Raw genomic sequence first — 6,105 nt, 5'->3', positions numbered from 1 at the left:
GATTTCGTTGAAAAACTCGCGGTCGGCCTGGATCGAGGTTTGATGGGGGGTTGGCTGAGGGCCTCCCCCAGCCGATCAGGCTAGGCTCGGCTGCCCCAGCGGGATCAGCTTGGCCAGCTTCCGTAGGTTCTGGGCGGCGGCCGCGAGGTGGAATTCGTCCCGGGCTCCATCCGGCCCCCGCAACCGAAGCCGATCCAGCTTCAGGATTCGCTTGAGGTGGGCAAACAGCATCTCGACCTTCTTGCGCTCCCGCCGCGAGGTACGGCCCGCCTCCGAGGCGCAGATGTCGCGCGCCATCTGCCGGGCGCCCTCGTGGATTGAGCGTGGGATCTTGCGGGCGGATGCGTTGGGGCAGCATCGTGGCTTCAGCGCGCAGGCATCGCAGTCGTGCTTGCTCGCGCGGTAGCGCAGCATCCCGTCTGCGTCGACGAGCGGAGGCGGTGACCTGTAGACCTTCTGACGTTGCCGCAGGTGCTTGCCGGCCGGGCAGGTGTAGGCGTCAGCGCTAGGGTCGTAGGTGAAGGCTGATCGGCTGAAGGTGCCGTCCCGGCGCTCAGACTTGTCGAAGACGGGGATGTGCGGCTCGATGCCCTGTTCGTGGACGAGCCAGCCCAGCATCGCGGCCGATCCATAACCACTGTCGCCGGCGAGCCGTGCCGGGTAGAGGTCGAAGCGCTCGCGCGAGCGCACGATCATGCGCTTGGCGGCTGTGACCTCGGCCTGCCGGATCGCGGTGGTCGGCTCGACGTCCACGATGACCGCGTGGTCGAGGTCGATCAGGTAGTTGGCCGCGTAGGCGAAGTAGGCCAGCCCACCGTCCGCCCCCGTCCAGCGCGCAGCCGGGTCGGCGGGGGAGACGAGCTTGGGCACGACCGGCGTCGCAGCCCCGAACGCGGCGTCGTCGAGCACAGCCAGGTACTCCCGGGCGGCGCGGCTGACGCTCTCGGGTGGCAGGCCGTTCGTACCCTCGACACCCTTCTGTCGATTGGCATCGGCCTTGATCAGGCTGGCGTCGACCGCGAAGCCCTCGCCGCCCACGAGCCCCTCGGCGATGCAGCGGGCGAGCACGGTCTCGAACAGGCGCCGCAGCAGGTCGCTGTCGCGGAAGCGGCCATGGCGGTTCTTGGAGAAGGTCGAATGGTCCGGCACCCGGCCGTCGAGCCCGAGCCGGCAGAACCAGCGATAAGCGAGGTTGAGGTGGACCTCGTCGCACAGGCGGCGCTCGGAGCGGATGCCGAAGCAGTAGCCGATGAGCAGCATGCGGATCATCAACTCAGGGTCGACCGAGGGCCGGCCCGTCGAGCTGTAGAACGACTCCAGGTGCGCGCGCAGGTTCGACAGGTCAACGAAGCGGTCGATGCCGCGCAGCAGATGGTCGGCGGGGACGTGGGTATCGAGCGAGAACTCGTAGAACAGGGCGCCCTGCTCGACTTGCCGAGGTCCCATCATCTGCTTCGGTCTCCGCCTCTCGACGAGAGTGAATCACCTCACGACTACCGCTGCAACACCGAGTTTTTCAACAGAATCCACCCTGAGCGGTCCTTCTGCACGCGACCCTACCCAGTCGTCCACGCATCGCCCTATGAACGCTGAAACCGGACACGTGAGGCTGGACCGAACACGCGTCGGCTGGCATCATCCGGGCATGACCTTCCTTGTTCACAGCGCGGTTCTCGCGACCATCGGACGAATTAACCGCCCGGCCTGATGCGTCGGGCCGGGGCTGTCCATGTGAACATCACGACGTTTTAGCGTCTTGCAAGGTCATTAGGCGTGTCTACGAACGAGACTACACTGCACCTTGTGTGCGGGAAGATCGCGGCTGGAAAATCGACGCTCGTCACCGAACTGGGAAGCCGGTCGAGCACGGTGATTGTTCGGGAGGATCATTGGCTGTCTCGCCTATATCCTGGAGAGCAAAACACTCTTGACGATTACGTTCGAAACTCGGCGCGCCTCCTAAATGCAATCGGCGCTCATTTGGTCGATTTACTTCGCAATGGACTTTCTGTTGTGCTCGACTTTCCCGCTAATACTCCGAAAAATCGCGCATGGATGCGCACCCTATTCGAGGATGCGCGCTGCGCGCACCAGCTTCACTACCTCGACGTGCCAGATCAGGTCTGCAAGGCCCGCCTCAAACGCAGAAATGAAAGCGGAGAGCACGAATTCATTGTCAGTGATGAAGAGTTCGATCTAATCACCACCTACTTCGTTCCGCCGTCAATGGACGAGAATTTCAAAATAGTCGTGCATCGGCCGTAACGTAGCACCGTCCGCTTTCGCGATTACCAGCTAGATGGCGGACGGGCAGGAAACCACCCCGAGCAGACCTCAACCTCGGGCACCCTCTGCGGTCTCAGGCATCTTCCCGCTCTATACTGGCCTTCCAATTCGCCAGCAGTTTCTCGCGCATGGCCGGCGGCAGCTTCTCCAAGTCGGCGTTGAACTGCTGCACGTTGAAGTTCACGGCGTTGTCGTGGAGGTGGGTGACGTTCACCTGCAGACGCTCGATGTGCACGATCTTGGCGCCGGCTAGGTCGCCGGTGACCAGCACGTTCTTAAGATCGGCCATGGCGTGCTGCACGCTACTCGGCAGGTAGTCCCACGTTGCCACAGCCGCCGGCCGCCCGCTGCCGTCCGTGATCTCGACCTTCTCACGCAGTCGGTACTCGTTACGCCGGCCGGCCTTCGCCTTGGTGAGGTAGTGCCGCTCCTCAAGGGTCTTCAGCTCCCGCTTCACCTGGGCCAGCGAGAGTCCCGACTTTCAGCGATCGTCTCTAGGGCTGGGAAGGCGCGGCCGGTGGCGAAGTTCGTGAAGCTCTTCACCACCAGGTACACCTTCACGGCTGAGCCGGAGAGGGTGGCCAGATCGCCCGAATCGATCATGGTCTTGAAGACGTGGAACCACTGCGTCTGCGCCTCGAACAACTCCTGCTGCTTGGGTGCGGTTGGGCCACCGGTGACGTCAGGGCGCGATCCTACAGGTTCGCCATCCACTACGCCGCCGCCTGATCGCGGGCCGCGATCTTCTGCGCGATGTAGGCCTGCACCTCGTGCTCGGGCCAAGCCACCGGCGCATTCTTGGCGTCGCCAAGTCGGACGGGCTTAGGGAAGAGGCCACGGCTCATACGGTCGTAGAGGCAGGCTCGCTTGAGGCCGACCATAGATTCGACCGCGGCCAAGCGGATGAGGCGCAGGGGTTGGGTCATGCTGGCTCCAGGGCAGTCCGTGATGAGCCAGATTGTACGTTGGCGGAGGGGTAGGCTGCACTCTTCACGCCAAGCCACTCGGCACCCCGGATGAGTGGTTCAAATTCTCGAATTCTCAATCCAGACCACGGGTGATCCCGTGAAATTTCGTGAGCCGTGGATCGAGCGGGTGAAGAGCCGTGCCCAGCGTCGACTCACACCCCGGCCTCGCGTAGGGAGGAGAGGCGATCAGCCTGCTGCAGGCCGGTTTCCCAGTGGGGGACTCGGTGGGGGATGCAGAAGGCCAGAAAGCAAAAAGCCCTGCATTTTCAGGGCCTTAGTCGAGCGAATGGCGGAGAGGGGGGGATTCGAACCCCCGATGCCCTTGCAGGCATGCCGCATTTCGAGTGCGGTGCATTCAACCGCTCTGCCACCTCTCCGTGGCGGAAACGCCCTCCAGAACAGCCCTTTAACGCGAACGCGGTTGACTGTCCCTAAAGGTGTCCCTAGCTCCTGTCCCTTCAGCGATGCCGCTGCCGTGACGCGGTTGACGAGCGCCGTATAGAGAGCCTGCCCAGGTATGTCCAGCCGGAAACCGCGCGGCGAGCGCGACTACATCTACGCGCGCGGTGGTGTGTTCTACCTGCGGTTCCAGTACCCCCCTGCCCTCCGCCAGAGTGCGTGCGAGTACTATGGGCGGGAAGAGTGGCCGCCCGAGGAGGCCCGCTCGCTCGGCACCAAGAACCGCGTGGAGGCCGAAGCAAAGGCCGCGCCGTACATCGCCCGCCACAAGGCCCTGCTGCTTTACCACGCGGCCCGTACCGACCCAGACAAGCGCTGGGGCGAGTTCTCCCAAGTCTGGCAGATGGAGCCGAACACGACAACCACGCTCGGAGACGGGACGCTCCTCGTGGCGAACGAGACCCACATCATGCGGGTCAAGGACGGCAAGGTCGTGTCCACTGAGCCGAACCGGATGCGGGGGGTCGTACTTCTCGACCGTGCGGCTGTCGAGAATGAGCCGGCCTACATCGAGGCCCAGCGGGCACAAGACAACCTCCGGCGAACCCTCGTGCGCGACTACGACGCCGAGATGATCGAGACCTACCTTGACGGCAGGTTCGGCCCCTGCGCCCCCGGAACAGCGAAGCGCCCGCGCCCCGACAAGGGGGATGTAGCCCTCGTCCGCTCCACCCTTGAGGCGTGGCGGGCACACTCCGGCGGCAAGCATCTCAAGGACGCCAACAGACAGGAAGTGGCAGCGTTCATCCGAACGGAGATTGATAATCGAGCGACCCCCGATAAGCCGCTCGCGGGGCTGGAGAGGGTGAAGAAGGGGGTCAAGTTCCTGATCGCGGCGATCAACAACGACATCGAGGACCGGGCTCGGAGCCGATTCGCGCACAACCCGTTCGCGAACCCGAACTGGGAGATCTACGACCGCGACTACGTGCCGGGCCGGAAGCCAGTGCCCTTCTCGGAGGAGGACATTCGCGCGATCAAGGCGAACGCGACTGTGTTCTCGCGTGAGGAGTACCTCATGGTCGCGATGCACTGCGCCACAAGCGTGCGCCCCAGGGGCCTATCCTCGATCACGCGCGACGAGTGGGTCGAGGAGGCGGAGCACGACACGGAGGCTCGTCTCGTCGCCCTCCATCGCAATCGGGTGTTCTACGTCGAAACCGACAAGGATGCGGTCTACGGCAAGCGCCGCCTGCCACTCCCGGAAGCGCTGCTCAAGGCGACATGGGTCGACGGCTCACCTCTGCTGCCGCCCGTCATTCAGGGGCCCCTCTTCCCGACAGACCGCACGGTTCTGAATCGCGAGATCAACGAGAAGCTGCGCCGGATCGGCGTGGCAACGGACGATCCGCTGAAACGGCTCTACTCCGGCCGCCATCGCGCACGTCAACGCATGAACGCCTGCAACCACGACCAGATCCGGCGCTACATCATGGGGCACAGCCATGAGAGAGACCCCCACGACACCTACGGCGGGTACCGGGCGTTCGAGGTGAAGCGCTGGATTGACATCATTGGCTTCTGACGGGGCCGCCACTCACCTGCAATTCAGATTCAGAGCATTCCTGAGCTGCCGGCTCCCGACCAAGGCCGGATTCAGTGGATAACCGAATCGAATTGGTGGACAAGGCTGAATCGATTCAGCGGCGTTGACGAAATCTTAAGATTCGATTCGGTGAGCACGACCAAGTAAAGCGGCGACTCTGGCATCGCGCACGATGTCGGCATCAATAGCGCGCACCTCAGAAGCAAGGCCGTCCGGCGCAACCGCAGCGATTTCTGACAGTCTATTCCTGATATTGGAAATAACATTATCTCCTACACGGCGATTCATGCCGCCTCTTCGCAGATAATCGTATACATATCCGTCGTCTTTTTCACACCATTCGAGCGAGAAGATTCGATAAGAGTCCGCAATCCCCAGCTCTATAGCCCTATCTAGCAATCTTATAAGTTGGTACCCGTACATTTCGCCTCGTTGATAAATATTGATTCGGGATACAGTTCGGGATAGAAGTGTCTGTGCCAATATTTCTTCGAGGAGTTTTATGAAGAATCCTATAAACCAATCAGAATTACAAATTGTGCTTCGCGATTATTTATCGAGTGTTGCCGAAGGGCGGTGGTTCGAGGGGGGCGCTTACGTGGTGGCCCAAGATGACCGGTTGATCATCGAACACGAGGAAGGCTGGTCGGCCATTGCGACGGCCGGATCACTGCCGGTCGTGCTGGACTACTCCTTGGACGGGATCTTCACGGGCGAAGCCGGGTGGGTAGCGCTGCTGGATTGGCTCCGGCCGTGACCTGGGACGCTCAAGCCGCCAGCCATCGCGCGGCGGTCCACGCGGACTGCGCGGTTCTGAGACGAACACCACGGCACGAGATGCGGTGG

7 protein-coding genes and 1 tRNA gene are annotated in these 6,105 nt (G+C 62.5%); 3 read left to right on the top strand and 5 right to left on the bottom strand.

The features are described from left to right. Positions 1 to 75: 75 nt before the first annotated feature. Positions 76 to 1,449: a transposase gene (locus tag ACTJK8_RS21225; protein ID WP_440762471.1), complete on the bottom strand. Its 1,374-nt coding sequence runs from the start codon at positions 1,447 to 1,449 to the stop codon at positions 76 to 78. A gap of 324 nt (positions 1,450 to 1,773) precedes the next feature. On the opposite strand from ACTJK8_RS21225, the gene ACTJK8_RS21220 reads away from it, so the two are divergent. Then, positions 1,774 to 2,265 carry an AAA family ATPase gene (locus ACTJK8_RS21220; RefSeq protein WP_440762470.1) on the top strand — a complete coding sequence of 164 codons (492 nt, stop codon included), beginning with the start codon at positions 1,774 to 1,776 and terminating at the stop codon, positions 2,263 to 2,265. A gap of 94 nt (positions 2,266 to 2,359) precedes the next feature. On the opposite strand, the gene ACTJK8_RS21215 is transcribed toward ACTJK8_RS21220, so the two are convergent. The 4 genes from ACTJK8_RS21215 to ACTJK8_RS21200 form a co-directional block, all read right to left on the bottom strand. After that, complete coding sequence (locus ACTJK8_RS21215) at positions 2,360 to 2,743, bottom strand: hypothetical protein (RefSeq protein WP_440762469.1); 384 nt, start codon at positions 2,741 to 2,743, stop codon at positions 2,360 to 2,362. Next, the gene (locus ACTJK8_RS21210; RefSeq protein WP_440762468.1) at positions 2,740 to 2,931 is read right to left on the bottom strand and encodes a hypothetical protein; all 192 of its coding nucleotides are present in this window, start codon (positions 2,929 to 2,931) and stop codon (positions 2,740 to 2,742) included. Before ACTJK8_RS21210 ends, ACTJK8_RS21215 begins: the two co-directional genes overlap by 4 nt. Before the next feature lie 68 nt (positions 2,932 to 2,999). Further along, on the bottom strand, positions 3,000 to 3,212 hold the full coding sequence (locus tag ACTJK8_RS21205) for a helix-turn-helix transcriptional regulator (RefSeq protein WP_440762467.1): 213 nt from the start codon (positions 3,210 to 3,212) through the stop codon (positions 3,000 to 3,002). A 329-nt stretch (positions 3,213 to 3,541) separates the two neighbouring features. Next, positions 3,542 to 3,631, bottom strand: a tRNA-Ser gene (locus ACTJK8_RS21200). Between the two features lie 140 nt (positions 3,632 to 3,771). Here ACTJK8_RS21200 and ACTJK8_RS21195 point away from each other — a divergent pair. After that, positions 3,772 to 5,238: a DUF6538 domain-containing protein gene (locus ACTJK8_RS21195; RefSeq protein ID WP_440762466.1), complete on the top strand. Its 1,467-nt coding sequence runs from the start codon at positions 3,772 to 3,774 to the stop codon at positions 5,236 to 5,238. 523 nt (positions 5,239 to 5,761) lie between these two features. Beyond that, on the top strand, positions 5,762 to 6,016 hold the full coding sequence (locus ACTJK8_RS21190; RefSeq protein WP_440762465.1) for a hypothetical protein: 255 nt from the start codon (positions 5,762 to 5,764) through the stop codon (positions 6,014 to 6,016). Positions 6,017 to 6,105: the final 89 nt, after the last annotated feature.

Source organism: Methylobacterium sp. 22177, from assembly GCF_052045615.1.
Taxonomy (GTDB): domain Bacteria; phylum Pseudomonadota; class Alphaproteobacteria; order Rhizobiales; family Beijerinckiaceae; genus Methylobacterium; species Methylobacterium radiotolerans.
The sequence above is the reverse complement of the archived record's forward strand: the minus strand, read 5'-3'. Positions and strand labels throughout refer to the sequence as shown.